Below are 1,676 nucleotides of genomic sequence, written 5' to 3' on the forward strand. Positions count from 1 at the left end.
CTGGCCTGGTCCTTCAGGCTCTCTGCGGCAGCGGCGCTTTCCTCGACCAGCGCGGCGTTCTGCTGCGTCATCTGGTCCAGCTGCACCACGGCCGAATTGACCTGGTTGATGCCCTTGCTCTGCTCGGAAGCGGCGGTGCTGATCTCGCGCACGATGGCGGTGACGCGCTGCACCGAGCTGACGATGTCGCCCATGGTGCTGCCGGCGTCCTGCACCAGGCGGGCGCCGGTGTCGACCTTCTCGACCGAGGCATTGATCAGGCGCTTGATCTCGCGCGCGGCTTCGGCCGAGCGGCCAGCCAGGCTGCGCACTTCACCGGCCACGACCGCGAAGCCGCGGCCTTGCTCACCTGCGCGGGCGGCTTCCACGGCGGCGTTCAGTGCCAGGATGTTGGTCTGGAAGGCGATGCCGTCGATCACGCTGATGATGTCGGCGATCTTGCGGCTGGCGCTGTTGATCTCGTCCATCGTGTGCACCACCTGGGCCACGACCTCGCCGCCGCGCTCGGCGACGCTGGAGGCCGAGCCAGCCAGCTCGCTGGCATGGTTGGCCGAGTCGGCGCTCTGGCGCACGGTGCCGGTCAGCTCTTCCATGGCGCTGGCGGTTTCTTCCAGGCTGCTGGCGGCCTGCTCGGTGCGGGCGCTGAGGTCGGTGTTGCCGGAGGCCACTTCGCTGGCCGCCGCATGGATGCTGCCCGAGGTGCTGCGGACTTCACCGACCAGGCCGGCCAGCGACTGCTGCATGTGCTGCAGCGAGCGCAGCAGCTCGCCGGCCTCGTCCTTGCCGGTGGCGTCGATGCGGTGCGTCAGGTCGCCTTCGGCGATCGCGTTGGCGATTTCGGTGGCATGCATCATCGGCTTGATGATGGAGGCCGAGTTCAGCAGCGTGGCCGGCACGACGACGATGACCACCACCGCCAGCACGCCGATGAACATGATCAGCGTCATGTGCATCTTCTCGTTGAACTCGCGCTGGGTGCTCAAGGCCTCGTTGTCGATGATCTGCTCGATCTTCTCGAACTTGGTCTCGGCCGACGCGATCGATTCCTTGGCGCGGCCCAGCATCTTGTCGGCCGTGCGGGCGTTGTCGAACGCGCCGGCCTCGATCTGCTTGATCACGCGGCTGGTGCCCTCGGTGTAGGCCGCCACGTCCTTCAGCGCCTCGCGTGCCACCGCGTTGTCTTCATCTTCCTCGCCTTCGAGCAGCGCATTGATCGCCTTGTTCAGCGAGGCCACGCTCTCGCGCCATTTGGCGGCATGGGCCTGCACCGAAGCCGTGTTTTCGTAGTCGATGACCATGCTCTTCTCGTAGAGCCGCACGGCGCCCAGGTGCTCGCGGATCGACGCAACATCCTTGATCTCGAGGATGGAGGCGGTCATGAACGAGGTGTTCAGTTCGGCCATCTGGCTGCCGCCGATCAGGCCGGTGGCGCCGACCAGTGCGAACAAGGCCAGCACGATGCCGATCGCGCCTTGCATGCGCAATCGGATCTTGAAGTTCCGCATCCAGGTCATCATGGTGGGTAGGCTCCGGTGTTTCTTGGGTTCAAGGCAATGAAGTGGCAAAGGCCGGCGTTGCCGCCTCGCGCTGCAGTGGTGTCAGAAGCTGGCCCAGTCGTCTCACGCGCGTAGGGTTTGTAGACCCGCAGGCTGCTGCAGAAGAACTCGCAGGCGCGC

The 1,676-nt window shown here is 65.9% G+C and carries 1 protein-coding gene; it reads right to left on the bottom strand.

The genetic code is table 11. The annotated features are described in order from the left end of the window. Positions 1-1,517 (bottom strand): methyl-accepting chemotaxis protein (locus FKP22_RS34440; RefSeq protein WP_141291772.1); only part of this gene is annotated, 1,517 nt, incomplete at its 3' end. Positions 1,518-1,676: the final 159 nt, after the last annotated feature.

The organism is Ideonella azotifigens (assembly GCF_006519715.1).
GTDB lineage: Bacteria > Pseudomonadota > Gammaproteobacteria > Burkholderiales > Burkholderiaceae_C > Ideonella > Ideonella azotifigens.